This window comes from Pseudomonas sp. RA_35y_Pfl2_P32 (genome assembly GCF_963970735.1).
Classification (GTDB): Bacteria; Pseudomonadota; Gammaproteobacteria; order Pseudomonadales; family Pseudomonadaceae; genus Aquipseudomonas.
On the sequence record NZ_CAXAQF010000012.1, the window covers coordinates 19,729 to 37,621 of the forward strand.

General features: G+C 61.8%; 13 protein-coding genes. 4 read left to right on the plus strand and 9 right to left on the minus strand.

Features of this window, described 5'->3' with window-relative positions; genetic code table 11:
• Window positions 1-8: 8 nt before the first annotated feature.
• From AACY45_RS13605 to AACY45_RS13615, 3 genes are read right to left on the minus strand one after another with little or no spacing between them, the layout of a single operon-like run.
• The gene (locus AACY45_RS13605) at window positions 9-269 is read right to left on the minus strand and encodes a phosphopantetheine-binding protein (RefSeq protein WP_095167183.1); all 261 of its coding nucleotides are present in this window, start codon (window positions 267-269) and stop codon (window positions 9-11) included.
• Window positions 250-1,059, minus strand: a complete 810-nt coding sequence (locus AACY45_RS13610; protein WP_339545963.1) for a lysophospholipid acyltransferase family protein — start codon at window positions 1,057-1,059, stop codon at window positions 250-252. Before AACY45_RS13610 ends, AACY45_RS13605 begins: the two co-directional genes overlap by 20 nt.
• Window positions 1,035-1,754, minus strand: a complete 720-nt coding sequence (locus AACY45_RS13615; RefSeq protein ID WP_339545964.1) for a beta-ketoacyl synthase chain length factor — start codon at window positions 1,752-1,754, stop codon at window positions 1,035-1,037. The genes AACY45_RS13610 and AACY45_RS13615 overlap by 25 nt, the downstream gene beginning before the upstream one ends.
• A 355-nt stretch (window positions 1,755-2,109) precedes the next feature.
• Between AACY45_RS13615 and AACY45_RS13620 the strand changes: the two genes are divergently transcribed.
• On the plus strand, window positions 2,110-2,880 hold the full coding sequence (locus AACY45_RS13620; RefSeq protein ID WP_166592758.1) for a ParA family protein: 771 nt from the start codon (window positions 2,110-2,112) through the stop codon (window positions 2,878-2,880).
• A gap of 15 nt (window positions 2,881-2,895) precedes the next feature.
• Here AACY45_RS13620 and trxC read toward each other — a convergent pair whose 3' ends face one another.
• On the minus strand, window positions 2,896-3,330 hold the full coding sequence (trxC, locus tag AACY45_RS13625; RefSeq protein WP_339545965.1) for a thioredoxin TrxC: 435 nt from the start codon (window positions 3,328-3,330) through the stop codon (window positions 2,896-2,898).
• Between the two features lie 214 nt (window positions 3,331-3,544).
• Between trxC and AACY45_RS13630 the strand changes: the two genes are divergently transcribed.
• Window positions 3,545-3,979 carry a hypothetical protein gene (locus AACY45_RS13630; RefSeq protein ID WP_143501166.1) on the plus strand — a complete coding sequence of 145 codons (435 nt, stop codon included), beginning with the start codon at window positions 3,545-3,547 and terminating at the stop codon, window positions 3,977-3,979.
• Window positions 3,980-4,058: 79 nt separating this feature from the next.
• On the opposite strand, the gene selO is transcribed toward AACY45_RS13630, so the two are convergent.
• Genes selO through AACY45_RS13645 form a run of 3 tightly spaced genes read right to left on the minus strand, consistent with a single transcriptional unit; the run spans window position 4,059 to window position 10,698 of the window.
• Window positions 4,059-5,522, minus strand: a complete 1,464-nt coding sequence (gene selO / locus AACY45_RS13635; RefSeq protein ID WP_339545966.1) for a protein adenylyltransferase SelO — start codon at window positions 5,520-5,522, stop codon at window positions 4,059-4,061.
• A 48-nt stretch (window positions 5,523-5,570) separates the two neighbouring features.
• Window positions 5,571-8,921 carry a mechanosensitive channel MscK gene (gene mscK / locus AACY45_RS13640; RefSeq protein WP_339545967.1) on the minus strand — a complete coding sequence of 1,117 codons (3,351 nt, stop codon included), beginning with the start codon at window positions 8,919-8,921 and terminating at the stop codon, window positions 5,571-5,573.
• A 34-nt stretch (window positions 8,922-8,955) separates the two neighbouring features.
• On the minus strand, window positions 8,956-10,698 hold the full coding sequence (locus AACY45_RS13645; protein WP_339545968.1) for a potassium/proton antiporter: 1,743 nt from the start codon (window positions 10,696-10,698) through the stop codon (window positions 8,956-8,958).
• A gap of 319 nt (window positions 10,699-11,017) precedes the next feature.
• Here AACY45_RS13645 and AACY45_RS13650 point away from each other — a divergent pair, with 319 nt between their 5' ends.
• On the plus strand, window positions 11,018-11,248 hold the full coding sequence (locus tag AACY45_RS13650; RefSeq protein ID WP_095167165.1) for a hypothetical protein: 231 nt from the start codon (window positions 11,018-11,020) through the stop codon (window positions 11,246-11,248).
• On the plus strand, window positions 11,245-11,547 hold the full coding sequence (locus AACY45_RS13655) for a cell division protein ZapA (protein ID WP_339545969.1): 303 nt from the start codon (window positions 11,245-11,247) through the stop codon (window positions 11,545-11,547). Before AACY45_RS13650 ends, AACY45_RS13655 begins: the two co-directional genes overlap by 4 nt.
• A 141-nt stretch (window positions 11,548-11,688) precedes the next feature.
• Here AACY45_RS13655 and AACY45_RS13660 read toward each other — a convergent pair whose 3' ends face one another.
• Complete coding sequence (locus tag AACY45_RS13660; protein ID WP_339545970.1) at window positions 11,689-13,491, minus strand: acyl-CoA dehydrogenase; 1,803 nt, start codon at window positions 13,489-13,491, stop codon at window positions 11,689-11,691.
• 180 nt (window positions 13,492-13,671) lie between these two features.
• Entirely contained in the window at window positions 13,672-17,625 is a 3,954-nt protein-coding gene (putA, locus tag AACY45_RS13665; protein ID WP_339545971.1) for a trifunctional transcriptional regulator/proline dehydrogenase/L-glutamate gamma-semialdehyde dehydrogenase, read from the minus strand.
• Between the last annotated feature and the right edge of the window lie 268 nt (window positions 17,626-17,893).

The window sequence follows — 17,893 nt, forward strand, 5'->3', positions numbered from 1 at the left end:
GTCCGGTCTCAAGCTGCCTGTTTTGCCGTGACGAACGCCGCAAGGCTCGCCACATTGATGAAGTGGTTGCGGGTGTCCTTGGCGTCGGCGTCGATCTTGATGCCGTACTTTTTCTGGATGGCCAGGCCCAGCTCCAGGGCATCCACGGAGTCCAGGCCCAGGCCTTCGCCGAAGAGCGTCTGTTCATCGCCAATGTCATCGACACCGATATCCTCCAGGCCCAGGGAATCGATGATCAGCAGTTTTATCTCACGGTGCAGTTCGCTCATCTTCGGCGAGCTCCTTAATAAAGTAGTGATGCAAGTAGTCGTTGAGCTTGCGCGAGGCCTGCGGCGCTGGCCCCATCGCGGCGAAGGCTTGTGGGTCTATATCGGCCCCCACGCGGAAACTGAAGTGCACGCGGCGCTTGGGGATCCGGTACCAGGGTTCGGCTTTAGTCAGGGTAGTCGGGCTGACCTTGATTATCACCGGGGTGAGGATGCTCGCGCCTCGCAGGGCAATGGCCGCCCCTCCACGATGGAAGGCCGGTGGCTGGCCGGGCTGGGTGCGTGTGCCTTCTGGGAAGATAATCAGGGTTTGCCCGCTCCTGAGTGCGTCGGCGGCGGCATCGAGCATGTCCATGCTGCCGTCGTTGCTGATGTATTCAGTGCAGCGTAGCGGACTGCGGGTAAAGGGGTTCTCCCAAAGGCTTTGCTTGACCACACAATTGGCGTGGCGCACCAGGCCGATCAGAAACACCACGTCGATCAGCGACGGGTGATTGGCCATGATCATCTGACCCGGACGTCCGAGGCGTTCAGCACCCTGGATGTCGTAGGTCAGCACGCCGGTACGGGTCATGAACCGCACAAACAACCAGAACAGCCGGCTCACCATCGCGCGTGCCCGCCGCCTGTGGGTCTGGGCATCCCCGGGCAAGCAACCGAGTACCGGGATAACCAGCAGTCGCAGGCACAGCCCGCCCAGCCCGAACAGGGCAAAGCTGGCAGCCGTCGCCAGCAGGCGCCAGTAGTAGGCGTCGCGGTTTTTTTCGGTCACGGATTGCGTTGCCAGGTCCATACACGATTTTTCCAGGCATGTTGGCAAGAAGTCTCCTGGCCGAGCAGCACAGGTAACAGATTCAGCGCGTGGGGCCAGTGGGCTTTGGACAACGGATCCGCTGCGCTGTTCAGGGACAGCTGCCAGTCTTTACCGGGGGTCAGCAGCAAGCCGACGGCGTAGGGGAACGGCACGTCGTCGATCCACGGCGAGTAGACCTGGGGGGGCTGATCTTCGGTCACCACCAGCAGCACTGCCGGTGCGCCTTCGTCGAGCAGGGCCGCGGCTTCCAGTACGCCGTGTTCGAGGCCGTCGCCGGCGGCGGCCAGGGCGGTCATTTCGCTGGTTTCACCGCGCATGATCGACCACAGTCCGATGATCGCATTGTGTACCGACAGGCTGAATTGGGTAGGAGATAGCGGCTGCTCGGCCGCCAGGTCGCTGAGGATCTCGAAGGTGCGCGGGGTTTCGCCGTGACGGGACACGAACACCAGAGGCAGTTGCTCGCGCCCTTCGGCCAGTGGCCAGCCGACGCTGAAGGCCATTCGGGCCAGACGGCTCAGGCGGCGGCGCTGCATGGCCGGTAGAAAGGACACGTCGGGGGCATCAGCGCTGTCCGGGAGTACCACCGGTTGGCGGCTCCAGGCTTGCCAGTCGTCCACGCTTACGAGCCCAGGGGCCCAGGCGCGCCATTGGGCGATGCTGAATGTGATCACTGAATTCTTCCCGCCCCTGCGGGCTTCGTTGACGCGGTGAGTCGTTTCGATCGGCGACTGACCTGGCGTGGCACGGCGGCCGAGTGTCGCGCATTATCCCGGTGCTGTTGGCTTGTAGCAAATGCTGGTTACATTTTGTTCGGTAGAGGGTGAGCGTTCTCAAGTAATGGGCAGCGGCGCAATTCTGCGGTTTTCGTCAGGATAATCTGCCAGCCATTTCTTCAGTCAACGGAGGAATACGGCGGTTATCTTGAATAGATTGCAGCTGACTCTGTAGTCCGTTTGCCGTCAAGGTAGCTAAGCGGCATCGAGGCCAACTACACTCGGTCATTCTTTGATACATGGAGGTTTTGCAATGCGGCGCGTGGTGTTCAATCAGAAAGGTGGCGTGGGCAAATCCAGTATTGCCTGCAATCTGGCGGCGGTCAGCGCCAGCGAGGGCTATCGCACCTTGCTGGTGGATCTCGATGCCCAGGCCAACTCCACTCAATACCTCACCGGCCTGACCGGCGATGACATTCCGATGGGGATTGCCGACTTCTTCAAGCAGACCCTGTCGTCCGGGCCGTTTTCCAAGAAGAACCGGGTGGATATCTATGAAACCCCGTTCGACAACCTGCACGTGATCACCGCCACGGCTGAACTGGCCGACCTGCAGCCCAAGCTGGAGGCCAAGCACAAGATCAACAAGCTGCGCAAATTGCTCGACGAACTGGCCGAAGACTACGACCGGATCTACCTCGACACCCCGCCGGCCCTGAACTTTTATGCGGTTTCTGCATTGATTGCCGCCGATCGCGTGCTGATTCCCTTTGATTGCGACAGCTTCTCCCGGCAGGCGCTGTACGGCCTGCTGGCAGAGATCGAAGAGTTGAAGGAAGACCACAACGAAGGCCTGGAGGTCGAGGGCATTGTGGTCAACCAATTCCAGGCTCGGGCCAGCCTGCCGCAGCAGATGCTCGATGAGTTGATTGCCGAAGGCCTGCCCGTGTTGCCGGTGTACCTGGGCAGTTCAGTGCGTATGCGTGAGTCGCATCAGGCCAACATGCCGCTGATCCACCTCGACCCTCGGCATAAACTGACCCAGCAGTTCGTCGACCTGCACAATCTGCTGGAACACTCCTGACCCCTCACGCGCCGATCAGACGCCTTGGGCGCGCAACCAGCCGAGCAATTGCGGTAATGGCATGGCCCCGCTCTGGCGCGCCACTTCCCGACCGTTCTTGAACAGGATCAGGCTGGGAATCGAGCGAATCGCCAACTGTGCCGACAGTTGCTGATTGGCCTCGCTGTCCAGCTTGGCCAGGCGGCATTTGCCCTGCAACTGCCCGGCGGCCTGGGCGAACACCGGCGCAAAGGACTTGCATGGCCCGCACCAATCCGCCCACACATCCACCAGTAACGGCAGGTCACCCTTGATCTGGCTGGCATAGTCCGCCTGTTTCAACTCGAACGGCTGGTTCAACAGTACCGCAGCCTTGCAGCGCCCGCATTTGGGCTGGTCGCCCAGGCGCTCGGCAGGGATGCGGTTGAGGCCGTTGCAAGCAGGGCAGGGAATGAGGCTTGGGGACGTCATGATTAGTTCTCGGAAGGCAATCTATGAAGAAGATCTGGTGGCGGAATCTGGTTTATCAAGAAGGCAGTTTGTAGGGCATTACCTTCTTCAGATAAAGATAAACCCTACATGCATTGGCGTATGAGCTGACTTCCCGCTCAATATCAGGCTGTTAGTCTGACGCTTTGCGTGCGGCTCTGTGGTCAGCGTTTCAAACTGAAGGGATCTAACAATCATGAGTAACACAAATGAGTCGGCTTCGGTCGCCGAGTCAACTACTTACAATGATGTAAACATGAGTTGCGGGCATTGCAGTTCGTTGTTGACACCTTCGTATCAGCAGGCGTTTGAACTGATCGAGCTACACCCGATCTCTTGCGATCAATGCGGTTCGGAACTTCTGCTTGAGGAAGGTGACCGTCAGGTGCTGGACAAGAAGCTACAAACAGCCGCCCGCGTGGGAAAGATGGCCTTGCTGATTATGTTGCCTTATTTCTTGATCGGTATGGTTGCAAGCCTCTACGCGGCAGACCCTGAAGTTTCAGGTTTGTTTGTGGCGATCGGCTTTGGATTAGCGTTCATTATCAAGAGTGCCGCTACGGTTAATATTGATCGCGACTTTGTGCTTTTCAAGCACGGTAAGCGGCCTGAGCCGGCTCAGGCCGATTGATGCAACGAGTTTTTGGCTCGCATTCCGAGCTTGGAAGATTGCTTTAGCATTTTGCCTAGATGTTTATCTGAATATCACCTCAAGACGAACAACTGATCTCCAGGTGTTTGCCCCATTCCGGCGGCCGTTCGGCGTAACTGTCCATTCCCGGTTGTTGCTCGAACGGCTTGCTCAGCACCGCGTGCAGGCGCCGGACTTCGGAATAGTCGCCGTTCTCTGCTGCATCGATGGCTTTTTGCGCCAGATAGTTGCGCAGGATGTACAGCGGGTTGACCGCGTGCATCCGCGTGCGGCGCTGTTCCTGGTCGACCACCCCTTCACGGGCCACCCGGGTCCTGTAGCGCTCGCCCCACGCATCGAAACCCTGGATGTCGACAAAGTCATCGCGCAAGCGGGCGAGGGCCTGTTCGGGTGCCTCATCACCGAGGCGACGGAAAAACAGGCTGTAGTCGACGGCGCTGTTTTGCATCAATTGCAGTAACTGCTCGACCAGTGCCTGGTCATTGTCTTCACCGGTGGTCAGGCCCAGGCGACGGCGCATCAGGTCCAGGTAGTGAGCCTGGAACAGCGGCAGGTACAGGCTCAGGGCCTCGCGCAGAGCTTCGACGCTGATGAATGGCGTCAGGGCTTGCGCCAGGGCACTGAGGTTCCACTGGCCGATCGGCACCTGGTTGCTGAACGAGTAGCGGCCCTGGTCGTCGGAGTGGTTGCAGATGAAGTGGGCATCGAAGTCGTCGAGAAAAGCGAACGGTCCGAAGTCGAATGTGATCCCCAGGATCGACATGTTGTCAGTGTTCATCACCCCATGGCAGAACCCATAGGCCTGCCACTTGGCAATCAGTTCGGCGTTGCGCTCGACGATTTCCCGGAACATCGCCAGGTAGGGTTCCGGCTGTTCCAGGCACTCGGGGAAGTGCAGCGCCAGGACGTGTTCGCCGAGAGCCTTCTGCTGCTCGGGACGCTTGGTGTAATAGAAGTATTCGAAATGGCCGAAGCGCACGTGGCTCGGGGCCAGGCGCAGGACCATCGCCGCCCGTTCCTGTTTCTCGCGCCACACGGGTGTGCTGGAGCCGATCACGCACAGCGCGCGGCTGCTCGGGATGCCCAATGCGTGCAGGGCTTCCGAGGCGAGGAACTCGCGGATCGAGGAGCGCAGCACGGCGCGACCATCGCCCATGCGTGAGTAGGGCGTCTGCCCGGCCCCCTTGAGGTGCAGGTCCCAGTGCTCGCCGGCCTGGTTGTAGACCTCGCCCAGCAATAGCCCGCGGCCATCGCCCAGTTGCGGGTTATAGGAACCGAACTGGTGCCCGGAGTAGACCATGGCCCGGGGTTCGGCTTCGGCCCAGAGTTTGTGGCCGCCGAACAGCTCGGCAAACACTGGGGTCTCGGTCACCGCCGGGTCGAGGTCCAGCAGGGCCATGGCGGCGGGGCTGGCCACCACCAGGCGCGGCTCGCTGATGGGCTCGGGCAGGACATGGGTTGAGAACGCGTCGCCCAGGCGAGCGAAGCGGTTGTCGAAGGTCAGTTCGTCGAGGGCTTTCAACGGCCATCTCCAGCAGAATGTCCGAGCATTCTGCTGGGGATTGCCCGGTTAGTCGAGTTTCGGCGCGGGCGGCGGTTGCTCGGCAAGGCGCTCCTTTGCCGGAACGATGGTTTTCGGTTCCGGTTCGATAGGCACCAACTTGTACTCCTGGCCGTGGAGGTTCTTCAGGTAAACCTCCATTTGCCGGAACGAGATGTTGATGTGCTGCTTCTTGAATTCGCGGTTGATGAACCGGTTGATTTCGTCGAGGACCGGGTTGCGGTCACCCAGGTCACGCACATGCACGCGCAGTTCGTGATCCAGGGTGCTTTCGCCGAAACTCAGGAAGTACACGAGGGGCTCCGGCTCCTTGAGCACCCGCGGGTTCTCGCGGGCGGCCTTGAGCAGCAGCTCCTTGACCAGGTCCAGGTCCGAGCCATAGTCCACGCCAAGCTTGAGCGTCACGCGGGTGACGGTGTCGGTCAGCGACCAGTTGATCAATTGCCCGGTGATGAACGTCTTGTTCGGGACGATGATGTCCTTGCGGTCGAAGTCGGTGATGGTGGTGGCACGGATGCGGATCTTGCTCACCGTGCCCGACAGGTTGCCGATGGTGATGGTGTCGCCGATCCGAACCGGGCGCTCGAACAGGATCATGATCCCGGAGATGAAGTTGGCGAAGATTTCCTGCATGCCGAAACCCAGGCCGACCGAGAGTGCCGCCACCAGCCATTGCAACTTGTCCCAGCTGACCCCGAGGGTCGACAGCGTGGTCACGAAGCCGATGCCGGCAATCACGTAGGTCAGCAAGGTGGTGGTGGCGTAGGCGCTGCCCTGGGCCAGGTCGAGCTTGGACAGCACCAGCACTTCCAGCAGGCCGGGCAGGTTGCGCGCCAGGGCCAGGGTGATGCCGATGATGATCAGTGCCCCGAGCATGTCGCCGATGCTGATCGGCACCATGCTCATGTTGGCGCCGGTGCCGCTGGTGTATTCGTAGAGGGTGATGTTGTCCAGGTACGAGAACACTGTGATCAGGTCGGCCCAGACCCAATACAGGGCGGCAATGAAACCACCCAACAGGGCCAGGCGGATCAGGCGTAGGGATTGCTCGTTGACCTTTTCGATGTCCAGTGTCGGCTCTTCGACCAGCACTTCGCCATCACCGGCCTCCTTGGCCGCCAGGCGCTTGGTCAGCGCCCGCTGGTAGGCCAGGCGCCGAGCCGCCACGGACAGGCCGCGCACGAAAGTGGCCTCGATCACCAGCCAGAACATCAGCAGGTACAGGGTGTTGATCAGTCGGTCGCTGAGTTTCAAGGCGGTGTAGAAGTAGCCGAAGCACACGGCGATGAACAAGGCCACGGGCAGGGCGGTGAACATCACCCCAACCGCCTTGCGGAACAGCGACGCGTTGTTGTGGTTCGGGCTGTGGAGCAACAGGCGACTGAGCAGCCAGGCCATCAGCGCATAGCAGGTCAGCACCACGCCGATGCCGAGTACGTCATCGGCCAGCGCCGCCGGTTGCAACTCGGCCACCGCGACCACGGCGACCAGCGCGATCACCACCACCCCCAGGCGCCGGATCCAGCCGCGAAGGAACTCGACCTGGGGTTTTTCCCAGCGGAAATGCAACTGCGCCACGCCGCCGGGCGCCAGGATCCGGTAGGCGGTGTAGAACACCAGCCAGGCCTGGGACACCTGCAGCAGGGCCGCACCGAGGTTGGTGTTCTGCCCGCGGGCGTCGATCTGCAAGGCGTAGCCACACAACGCCAGCGCCAGGGACACCGGCATCGCCAGCAGCACATTGATCAGGATCGCCTGGGGCGTGTGCCACTGGCTGTCGCGCTTGAAGTGCCCGATGTCCTGGTGGACCTTGTTCAGGCGCTCATACAGGTACTTGCGGCGCCACAGCAAAAAGCCGATCAGCAGCGCCAGCGGGGTGAACAGTAGCGGTCGCTGGATCAGGCCGTCACTGAGCTCGGACAGGGTCGAGGTCCAGGGCAGGGTGTTGATCTGTTTTTCCAGGCGTGTCGGTACGGTCCGCAGCCATTCCAGGTCCAGCGGCTTGTTGCTGGGGATCCAGAACATCTGTTCGTCGAGGGTCGAGCGCAGGTTCTGGGCGGTGGTCAGCAGTTGCTTCTGGTTCAACTGCAGGGTGATGGATTCGTTGAGCAGGGCGCTGAGCTCACGGTTCAGGCGCTCCAGCAGGTCGGCCCGGGTCAGCGCCAGTTCCAGCAGGTTCTTGCGCAGTTGCGGGGTGACCTGGTCCGGCGGTTGGGTGGCCAGCAAGTTATCCACATAGGTCGTGGGATTGCTGATCAGCTCGCGTTGCTGATTGACTTCGAACTGGTACAGGCGGATGTCGGCAATCTGGTCGGCCAGGTCGCGGTCCAGGCGCAAGCGGGGCAAGGCCTGCTTTTGCTTGTAGAGGATCTTGGACAGCAACAGGCTGCCCTTGAGTACGCTGATCTGTTCGTCCAGGGCCGCGTCGCTCTGGGTCACGGTATCGAGCTGCTGCTTGGTTTGCAGGTTCTGCTGGGTCAGTTCGTTGAGGCGGTCGGTGCTTTTGAGCAGGTAGTCGGACAGCTTCAGGTTGGCTGTGCTTTCAGTGGCGAGCAGGCTGCTGCCACCGGCTTTCTGGGCTTCGATCGATTGCTGGGTGACCGTTTCCTGGGACTGCGCCAGGCGCTTCTGGTTGATCAGGGTCTGCAGGTCCTGGATCTCCTGCTCCATGCGCGCAGAGTGTTCGGTCAGCAGGTCGTGCTGGCTGTTGCCCAGGTCCTGCAGTTGGCTGTTGCCGGCCAGTTCCTGGCGGCGCAGCGGAATCAGCGCATTCAAGGCGGCGAGCTCGGCGTTGAGCTGGTCGCGTTGCTCGTTGGAGAGGGTCTTGCCGTTGTCTTTGCCGGTCTTGAGGATGTTGTTGATCTGCAGGATGCGAGTCTGGCTGCTGCTGATTTCGGCCTGGGCGCGCTCGGGGCGGGTCTGGGCCGTGATGATCAGGCTGTTGGCATCGGCCAGGGCCTTTTGCAGGTCGCTTTGCTGGGTACTGCGATCGGTGAGCATCTGCTCCAACTGCGGCACGCTCAGGCTGGCATAGCGCTGGGCAACCGGGATGACCTTGGTCGCCTTGAGGCGTTCCAGCTCGCGCTGGTTCTCGATGTTCTGCTTGGGCGCGGTGCTCAGCTGTTGCTTGAGGTCGTTGAGGCGCTTGTCGTAATCGGCCTTGCTCGACAGCTGGGCCAGGGTCTGTTGCAGCACCGCTTGCAGGGCTTTCTGATCGGCCTCGGGCAGTTTGCGCTCGGCAATCTTGTCCAGGCTCTTCTGTACGGCGTCAGCGGAAGGGGGTTCGGCCGCCTGCAGGGTGCCGACGGAAAGACTCAGCCCCAGCAGGGCTATAGCTAAAAATGTGCGCAGGGTTGGCATAGAGACCGATCGAAAACGTGGCGGAAAAGGGAGTTTAGAGGAACAACCCGGGGCCCGGGCGACTTCCTTCGGGGAATCTGACGCCCACTTTGGCAATCTTGTTCCCGTCCATGACGGCGACCGTCCAGATGGTGTTGTTCCATTCCACCTGGTCACCCACCACCGGAGCGCCACCGACTTTCTGGGTAATGAAGCGACCCAGCGGCATGTCCGGATCGACCCCTTCGAGTTGCAGCCCGTACAGCGCGGAAACCGCGCCCAGCTGGGCGTCGCCTTCGAGAACGAAGTCGCCGAAAAAGCGCAGATCGAGGCCTCGTTGCGGGGCCTGGCTGAACAGTTTTCCCAGGGCCGGGAGGTTGTGTTCGTGGCCGATGACACAGAGCAAATCATCGACTTCCAGCACCGTACTACCCGACGGATGGAGCAGTTGCTGGCCACGAAACAGTGCGGCGATGCGGGTGCCTTCGGGCATTTTCAGCTCGCGCAGCGCTGCGCCGATGCACCACTTTTCCGCACCGAGGCGGTAAACGAACAGTTCCCACTCGCTGGTCACGTGCACTTCCAGGGCCGCCCGGGAGATTGGCGCGGGCTCGGGCGGCACCGTCACCTTCAGCAGCTTGGCCACCCACGGCAGGCTGGTGCCCTGGAGCAGCAGCGACACCAGCACGATGAAGAACGCCAGGTTGAAATACAGTTGGGCGTTGGGCAGGCCGGCCATCAGCGGGAACACCGCGAGAATGATCGGTACCGCGCCGCGCAGGCCGACCCAGGAAATGAACACCTTTTCCCGGCCATGGAACGCCTTGAACGGCAGCAGGCCAACCACTACCGACAGTGGCCGGGCAAACAGAATCATCCACAGCGCCAGTGCCAGGGCCGGCAAGGCGATGGGCAGCAAGTCGTGAGGCGTCACCAGCAGGCCCAGCACCAGGAACATGCCGATCTGCGCCAGCCACGCCATGCCATCGAGCATGTGCAGAATCCCGTGACGGCTGCGCACCGGGCGGTTGCCGATCACCAGGCCGCACAGGTACACCGCGAGGAAGCCACTGCCGTGCAGGGCGTTGGTCAGGGCGAAGACCACCAGGCCGCCGGCGATCACCAGGATCGGGTACAGGCCGGTGGCCAGGTTGATGCGGTTGACCATTTGCAGCATCAGCCAGCCACCGCCCAGGCCAATGAGGCCACCGATGCCGAACTCGCGGATCAGGTGGGTCAGCAGGCTCCAGTGCAGGCCGGTCTGGCCGCTGGCGAGCATGTCGATCAGGGTCACGGTGAGGAACACCGCCATCGGGTCGTTGCTGCCGGACTCGATTTCCAGGGTGGCCGTGACCCGTTCGTTGAGGCCCTTGCCGCCCAGCAGGGAGAACACCGCCGCGGCATCGGTGGAGCCGACAATGGCGCCGATCAACAGGCCCTGGATCAGGTTCAGGTCGAACAGCCAGGCCGCCGCCATGCCGGTCAGCCCGGTGGTGATCAGCACCCCGACGGTGGCCAGCGACAACGCTGGCCATAACGCCACCCGAAAGCTCGAGACCCTGGTGCGCAAGCCACCGTCGAGCAGGATCACGGCCAGGGCCAGGTTGCCGACCAGGTACGCGGTGGGGTAGTTGTCGAAGATGATGCCGCCACCGTCGACGCCGGCGGCCATGCCCACGGCCAGGATGATCACCAGGATCGGGATGCCCAGGCGTGAGGACAGTGAACTCACCAGAATGCTCGCACCTACCAGCAACGCGCCGATCAAGAACAGGCTGTTGATGGTCGTCGCATTCAAAGGCAGTACTCCGGAAAGCTGAAAGGCGGGCACAAACTGACCATGCAGTCTGCGTGCCAGCGATTCTAACCTGTCGAAATGTGATGCTGTCAAAAAGCTTTTGAGTGGCCTGGCTTACGCCCGTGCAATCAAGGGGGGCGCGGGAAACAATTGCCTGCCCCTGACGAGCTGCAGGAACCAGATGGGCCTATTGCAGTCTTTAACACTCGCAGGAAAGTTCGCCGCCAGCAAAATCAAGGCTCTGCGCCGCAATAACCCTGGCGCCTGTGGTGACTTTTCTTTATCGTACGCGCCCTTTGAAAATGCCCGGAATATCACAATGTTGGAAGCAACCCTAAGCCAATTGGAACAACTGGTCAGCGAACTGGTGCAACAGAACCAGGAACTGCTCGGCACTAACCAGACCCTGAGCGCCGAGCTGGCCCAGGCCAAGGACGAAAACGAAAGCCTGCAACTGAGCCTGATGGAACAGGAAGAAAAGCAGGGCGCCACCGTGGCCCGCATTCAAGCCCTGGTTGAGCGTGTGAGCGCAGGTCCTGTGAACGCATGAGCCACGGTGCCGATGGGGTAAAAGTCGTTTCCATTCTTGGAGAAGACTATTCGATCAAGGCGCCAGCCGGGGAAGAGCAGACGCTGCTCGACGCCGCGCTCATGCTCAAGGCGGTGCTGGCTGAAACCAAAAAGAAATACCCGACCCTGATCGGGGACAAACTGTTGGTGCTGACGGCGATGAACCTGTGTTCAAAGCAGTTGGAAATGCAGAAACGTCACCAACAGGAACTCGACCGTTACCAAGAGCAAGTCAGCGCCACGGTTGAAGTGATTGCCAAGACCATCAGTCAGGCCTGACTGAAAATAGCGTCGGCCCAACTGGCGCTATCGCGGGCAAGCCCCGCTCCCACTTATCTGTGAACAACAGAGAACCTTGTGGGAGCGGGCTTGCTCCGGGCGGCGATCCGACGATTGGATTTCAGCAGCACAACGCAGTGATCAAAACCACTCATCCTGCATGCCCAGGCACACATCATCCCGCGCCTCAAGAATCGCCAACTCATGGTGGCAACCCGGCACTTCCCAGGTCAGGAAGTAGCGCGCCGCTTGCAGCTTGCCTTTATAGAAGCCGACATCCGCGGCATTGCCCTTGGCCAGCCCTTCTTCGGCACGGATTGCCTGTTCCAGCCAGCGCCAGCCGATTACGGTGTGACCGAACGCCTTGAGGTACAGCGCCGAATTGGCCAGGCTGCTGTTGACCTTGCCTTGGCCCAGGTCGGTGAGCAGGCCGATGGTCACGGTTTGCAGGCGCGCCACCAGTTTTTCCAGGGGCTCACGCAGCGGCGTCAATGACGCGAAGCCTTGCGCGCGCTCGGCCGTGTCGGCGATCAGGCGGATCAACTGTTTCAGGCCCGCGCCGCCGTTTTGCGCCAATTTACGCCCCAGCAGGTCCAGCGACTGAATGCCGTGGGTGCCCTCGTGGATCGGGTTCAGGCGGTTGTCGCGGTAATACTGTTCCACCGGGTACTCGCGGGTGTAGCCGTGGCCGCCGAGAATCTGGATCGCCAGTTCGTTGGCCTTGAGGCAGAACTCCGATGGCCAGGATTTGACGATGGGCGTCAGCAGGTCCAGCAGTTCATGGGCGTGCTTGCGTTCGACCTCGCTGGGCAGGGTGGTGGTGTCATCGAACAGCCGCGCGGCATACAGGCCCAGGTCAAATGCGCCTTCCACGTAGGCTTTCTGGGTCAGCAGCATGCGCTTGACGTCGGCATGCTGGATGATCGAGACCGGGGCGGTGTTCGGGTCCTTGCTGTCCGGCAGGCGACCTTGCGGGCGTTCGCGGGCGTATTCCAGGGAGTACAGGTAGCCGGCATACCCCAGCATCACCGCGCCCATGCCGACGCCGATCCGCGCCTCGTTCATCATCTGGAACATGCAACTCAGGCCTTGGTGCGGCTGGCCCACCAGATAGCCGACGCACTCCCCGTTATCGCCGAAGTTCAACGCCGTCGACGTGGTGCCGCGCCAGCCCATCTTGTGGAACAGGCCCGCCAGCAAGACGTCGTTGCGTGGGCCCAGGCTGCCATCGTCGTTGACCAGGAACTTGGGCACGATAAACAGCGAGATGCCCTTTACCCCGGCCGGAGCATCCGGCAGCTTGGCCAGCACCATGTGTACGATGTTTTCCGCCAGCGGGTGGTCGCCGCCGGAGATGAAGATTTTGTTGCCCTTGAGTCGATAGCTGCCGTCCGCCGCCGGTTCGGCGCGGGTGCGGATGTCCGACAGCGATGAGCCGGCGTGGGGTTCGGTGAGGGCCATGGTGCCGAAAAACCGGCCGTCGATCATGGGCTGCAGGAAGCGTTGCTTCTGTTCGTCGGTGCCGAAACTCTCGATCAGGTTGGCCGCGCCCATGGTCAGGAACGGGTAGGAGGTGGTTGCCGCGTTGGCTGCTTGAAAGTGGGCAAAGCAGGCTTGCGACAGCAGGGTCGGCAACTGCATGCCACCGGCCTCGAAACTGCGGGCGGCGTTGAGAAAGCCGGCTTCGAGGAAGGCGTCCACGGCGGGTTTGACTTCCGGGATCAGGATCGCCTGGCCGTCTTCATAGCGCGGCTCGTTCTCGTCGCCCTTGCGGTTATGGGGGGCAAAGTACTTTTCGGCGATGCTGCGAGCGGTGCCAATGGCTGCGTCAAAGGTCTCGCGGTTGTGCTCGGCAAAACGCTCGCGCTGGGTCAGGCCCTCGGCATCAAGGACTTCATACAGCTCGAAAGCCAGATTGCGGGAACTGAGCAGCGTCTCGGACATGGCGGCCTACCTTTTTTGGGGATGGGCCGAGTCTAGAGGTGGCGGGGGCGGGGTGAACAGTAAGATTGATGAGCGTGATGGTGCAGTGCGGGTAGTGCTAATCAAATGTGGGAGCGGGCTTGCCCCCACAAGGGATATTGCAATCCGGGCGCCCATTGCAGGCGCCCGGTTTTTTACGGCTTAGCCAATAGTCATCAAGCTTGCGTTACCACCCGCCGCAGCGGTGTTGACGCTCAGAGCGCGCTCGATCACCAGGCGTTCCAGGGCAATCGCGGTTTCCCCCGGCGCCTGGCCGTGGACCCCGACGATGGCGCCGGCACGGGTTGCCACTTGCTGGCAGACCGCACGCAACTGGTCGGAATGACCGTGATGCAGCACGGCATCAATCACCACTTCATCCTTGGTCCAGTCGGCGACCCGCTGAATACGCGCCTGCACTTCTTTTGGCAGACGGGCCAGCAGTGCCTTGCTCAGCTCGTTCTCCGGCATCACTGCCGAGCCGCCCACGGCCAACACCGCAGCCAGTTGCGTGAGCAGGTCGCTTTCGCTGTCTGCCAGGCACAGTACGTGTTCGCGCGGCAGGATCGCATAGCTGTTGCGCTCGCCGGTCGGGCCGGCCAGGACGCGGGTGATACCGCTTTGCGATTGCTCGGCGAACGTCGCGCACAGGGCGCTGAGGTCGCTGAGCTTGTGGCTGTCGGCCCAGGCTTGCAGGGCGGTCAGCGGTTTGCGCATGGCATCACGCAGACGTACATCCGGCGCTGTCTCGGCATCGGCGCGGGCGAAGGATTGCTCGATCGCGTCGCTTGGGCGAGTCGACAGCAGGCGGTACAGGTACAGCGGGCCACCGGCTTTCGGGCCGGTGCCCGACAGGCCTTCGCCGCCGAACGGTTGTACGCCGACCACGGCGCCCACGATGTTGCGGTTGACGTAGACGTTACCGGCATTGACGTTGTCGATCACTTTGGCGATGGTCTCGTCGATGCGAGTGTGCACGCCCAGGGTCAGGCCGTAGCCGGAAGCGTTGATCTGCTCGATCAGCAGGTCGATGTCTTTACGCTTGTAGCGCACCACGTGCAGGACCGGGCCGAAGATTTCGCGTTGCAGCTCGTCGAAGCTTTCCAGCTCGATCAGGGTCGGCATGACGAAGGTGCCGCGTTTGACTTCCTCGCCATCGGCAATTGCCACCTGGTACACGTTGCGACCTTTGTCGCGCATGCCCTGGATGTGCTTCTCGATGCCCGCCTTGGCTTCGGCGTCGATCACCGGGCCGATGTCCACGGACAGGCGCTCCGGGTTGCCCAGGCGGCATTCAGCCATGGCGCCCTTGAGCATTTCGATCACACGGTCTGCCGAATCTTCCTGCAGGCACAGCACACGCAGTGCCGAGCAACGCTGGCCGGCGCTGTCGAAGGCCGAGGAAACCACATCGATCACCACCTGTTCGGTGAGGGCCGAGGAGTCGACGATCATGGCGTTCTGGCCACCGGTTTCGGCGATCAGCGGAATCGGACGGCCCTGGGAGTCCAGGCGACCGGCGATGTTGCGTTGCAGCAGGCGCGCCACTTCGGTGGAGCCAGTGAACATCACGCCTTTGACCCGATCATCGCCGACCAGGCCGGCACCGACGGTTTCGCCACGGCCCGGCAGCAGTTGCAGCACGCCTTGCGGAATCCCGGCTTCGAGCAGCAAGCGCACGGCTTGGGCTGCGACCAGCGGGGTCTGTTCGGCCGGCTTGGCCAGCACCGGGTTACCGGCGGCCAGTGCGGCGGCAACCTGGCCACTGAAGATTGCCAGTGGGAAGTTCCACGGGCTGATGCACACCACCGGACCCAGTGGGCGGTGGGCGTCGTTGCTGAAATCGTTGCGTGCCTGCACCGCGTAGTAACGCAGGAAGTCCACGGCTTCGCGCACTTCGGCGATGGCGTTGGCGAAGGTCTTGCCGGCTTCGCGGGCCAGCAGGCCCATCAGCGGCTGGATCTCGCCTTCCATCAGGTCGGCGGCACGTTCCAGGATCGCTGCACGCTCGGCGGGCGGGGTGGCCTGCCAGATCGGTGCGGCATTGAGGGCGCATTGGATCGCGTTGTCGACGTCTTCGACAGTGGCTTGCTGGACATGGCCGACCACGTCGCGATGATCCGACGGGTTCAGGACCGGTGCCGGGGTTTCGCTGCTGGAGGCGCAACCAAGCATCGGCGCGGCTTTCCAGTTGTTATGGGCCGTCGCCAGCAGGGCGCACGACAGCGAAGCCAGGCGATGTTCGTTGGCCATGTCGATGCCGCTGGAGTTGGCGCGCTCGCTGCCATACAGGTCACGCGGCAGCGGGATGCGCGGGTGCGGCAGGCCGAAGCCGCCTTCCAGCGTCGCCATCTGCTCGATTTGGTTCACTGGATCGGCCACCAGCTCCTGGATGGAGATCGACTGGTCGGCGATACGGTTGACGAACGAGGTGTTCGCGCCGTTTTCCAGCAGGCGACGCACCAGGTACGCCAGCAGGGTTTCGTGGGTGCCGACCGGTGCGTACACGCGGCACGGACGGTTCAGCTTGCCTTCGGAAACCTTGCCCACGACTTGTTCGTACAGGGGTTCACCCATGCCGTGCAGGCACTGGAACTCGTACTGGCCCGGGTAGTAGTTCTGACCGGCGATATGGTAGATGGCCGACAGCGTGTGGGCGTTGTGGGTCGCGAACTGTGGGTAGATGACTTCCGGTACCGACAGCAGTTTTCGTGCGCAAGCGATGTAGGAAACGTCGGTGTACACCTTGCGGGTGTAGACCGGATAACCTTCCAGGCCTTCGACCTGGGCGCGCTTGATTTCGCTGTCCCAGTACGCGCCTTTTACCAGGCGGATCATCAGGCGATGACGGCTGCGGCGAGCCAGGTCGATCACGTAGTCGATCACGTACGGGCAACGCTTCTGGTAGGCCTGGATCACAAAGCCGATGCCGTTCCAGCCCGTCAGTTGTGGTTCGAAGCACAGGCGCTCGAGCAGATCCAGCGACAGCTCCAGGCGGTCGGCTTCTTCGGCGTCGATGTTCAGGCCGATGTCGTATTGCTTGGCCAGCAGGGTCAGCGACAGCAGGCGCGGGTACAGCTCGTCCATCACGCGCTCGTACTGGGCGCGGCTGTAACGCGGGTGCAGGGCGGACAGCTTGATCGAAATGCCCGGGCCTTCATAAATCCCGCGACCGTGGGAAGCTTTGCCGATCGAGTGGATGGCTTGTTCGTACGAGGCCAGGTACTTCTGCGCGTCGTGCTCGGTGAGTGCGGCTTCACCCAGCATGTCGTAGGAATAACGGAAGCCCTTGGCTTCGAACTTGCTCGCATTGGCCAGGGCTTCGGCGATGGTTTCGCCGGTCACGAACTGTTCGCCCATCAGGCGCATGGCCATGTCGACGCCCTTGCGGATCATCGGCTCGCCGCTTTTGCCGATGATGCGGCTCAGGGACGAAGTCAGGCCGGCTTCGTTATGGGTGGAGACCAGTTTGCCGGTCAGCAGCAGGCCCCAGGTGGCGGCGTTGACGAACAGCGAAGGGCTGTTGCCCAAATGCGGATGCCAGTTACCGGTGCTGATCTTGTCGCGGATCAGGGCGTCACGGGTACCTTTGTCGGGAATGCGCAGCAGCGCTTCGGCCAGGCACATCAGGGCCACGCCTTCCTGGGACGACAGGGAGAATTCCTGCAGCAGACCCTGGACGATGCCTGCACGGCCACCGGCGCTCTTCTGGTTACGCAGTTTTTCCGCAATCGAGGCGGCCAGCTTGTTGGTGGCCTCGCCCATCGGTGCTGGCAGGCGCGCCTGCTCCAGCAGCATCGGCACCACTTCCGGCTCAGGGCGACGGTAGGCGGCGGTGATCGAGGCGCGCAGGACCGATTGCGGCAGGATGCTTTCAGCGAACTCTAGGAAGCACTGGTGCGCGTGGTCGACATGCACCTCGGCACTGTCGTCGGTCTCGGCACGGGTCAAACCGTTGAGCTCGGTCAGGGTTGCACCACCCTCGAGTCTTTCCAGGTAATTGAAAATCGCCTGCTTGATCAGCCAGTGTGGCGTGCGATCAATCGAGGTCGCGGCGGCTTTGAGGCGCTCGCGGGTCGGGTCGTCGAGTTTGACCCCAAGGGTGGTGGTAGCCATATTTTTATCCTCATGTTTGCCACGACCGCGTGGCATCAGCTGGCGGCAAGATTAGCCGCGCGCCGAAGGAGGTGCAACCGGGTGCAACCCTTTTTTTGCCGGAATAATAGGCAGTTCGTCAGGAAATAAATTCAAGCAAGTGCCGGCCGCTCCTGCTTGGTGCTTTTTGTCCCAGTCCATTGAGTTTCTTGCTCCGAAAAGGAGCAAAAACTGTCCTCTAAAATAAATTTCCGACTGGGTGCAACTTATTCGGACGAAACAGGTTGCA

Excerpts from the sequence above, each read along its gene's own strand:
- AACY45_RS13660 (WP_339545970.1), bottom strand. The coding sequence starts at position 13,491 with ATGTCCGAGACGCTGCTCAGTTCCCGCAATCTGGCTTTCGAGCTGTAT.
- AACY45_RS13650 (WP_095167165.1), top strand. The coding sequence starts at position 11,018 with ATGTTGGAAGCAACCCTAAGCCAATTGGAACAACTGGTCAGCGAACTG.
- AACY45_RS13610 (WP_339545963.1), bottom strand. The coding sequence starts at position 1,059 with ATGGACCTGGCAACGCAATCCGTGACCGAAAAAAACCGCGACGCCTAC.
- mscK (WP_339545967.1), bottom strand. The coding sequence starts at position 8,921 with ATGCCAACCCTGCGCACATTTTTAGCTATAGCCCTGCTGGGGCTGAGT.
- trxC (WP_339545965.1), bottom strand. The coding sequence starts at position 3,330 with ATGACGTCCCCAAGCCTCATTCCCTGCCCTGCTTGCAACGGCCTCAAC.
- AACY45_RS13630 (WP_143501166.1), top strand. The coding sequence starts at position 3,545 with ATGAGTAACACAAATGAGTCGGCTTCGGTCGCCGAGTCAACTACTTAC.
- putA (WP_339545971.1), bottom strand. The coding sequence starts at position 17,625 with ATGGCTACCACCACCCTTGGGGTCAAACTCGACGACCCGACCCGCGAG.
- AACY45_RS13655 (WP_339545969.1), top strand. The coding sequence starts at position 11,245 with ATGAGCCACGGTGCCGATGGGGTAAAAGTCGTTTCCATTCTTGGAGAA.
- AACY45_RS13620 (WP_166592758.1), top strand. The coding sequence starts at position 2,110 with ATGCGGCGCGTGGTGTTCAATCAGAAAGGTGGCGTGGGCAAATCCAGT.
- AACY45_RS13605 (WP_095167183.1), bottom strand. The coding sequence starts at position 269 with ATGAGCGAACTGCACCGTGAGATAAAACTGCTGATCATCGATTCCCTG.